The sequence below is a fragment of the Mesorhizobium sp. P5_C1 genome, from assembly GCF_054049815.1.
Genome location: NZ_JBFULQ010001204.1, coordinates 1 through 816, shown reverse-complemented (window position 1 = coordinate 816; position 816 = coordinate 1). Strand labels below are relative to the sequence as shown.

Annotated in this window: 1 protein-coding gene; it reads right to left on the bottom strand. The window is 62.6% G+C overall.

The genetic code is table 11. The annotated features are described in order from the left end of the window. Positions 1-816 (bottom strand): flagellin N-terminal helical domain-containing protein (locus ACXJ7R_RS34885; RefSeq protein WP_457155766.1); only part of this gene is annotated, 816 nt, incomplete at both ends.

Here is an 816-nt window from a genome sequence, read left to right as displayed (position 1 = left end):
CGGGTCGATTCCTTGTTCATGTCGGCATCGACGAGCTGGCCGACACCGCGATCGATGGAGTCCATCAGGTCGGAGGTGAAGGTCTTCTGCAGGTCGATACTGCTCTTGGCGGCGCCGAGCGTGGTGGCGGCGTTGGTCATGTCGGCGAGCGCGGAGTCGATGACGGTCATCATCTGCTTGATCTGATCGTCGCCCGCGGCTTTGCCCGTTGCGGTGTCGAAGATCTTCAGGCTGGCGGCCGAGTAAGTGTCGGTGGCCGTTGCGGCGGCGCCCAGGGTCACGGCAACGGCCGTGAGGGTGGCCACACCGGTGGAGCCCGTGCGCTGCGAGTCCAGGATGCCCTTGTTGAGTGTCGCGGTGGTACCAGCTTCATAGAGCTTGATGTTTTCCACCTTGACGTCGATCGTCGAGATCGAAGACGCACCGGCGGCGTCACGGTTGAAGGCCGAAAGGATCTTCACATCGGCCGCCGTCGTGGCTGTTGCGCCGCTGTCTACGGACAGCATGTTGGTGCCTGAGAAGGTGGCGCCGGTGGCAAAGGACTTCATCTGGTCCTGAAGGGCGGCGATTTCGACCTGGGTCTTTTCCTTCGAGGCGTCCGTCTGGCCGTAGGATGCCAGCAGCTTGGCCTTGATCTGGTTGATGGTGGAGATCGCGCTGTTCATGCCGGTGTAGGCGGTGTCGACCTTCGAAGCGCCGAGGCCGAGTGCGTCCGAAACGGTGGACATTGCCTGGTTGTCTGAGCGCATCGTGGTGGCGATCGACCAATAGGCGGCGTTGTCCGAGGCCTGCGAAACGCGGTAACCGGTCGAGATG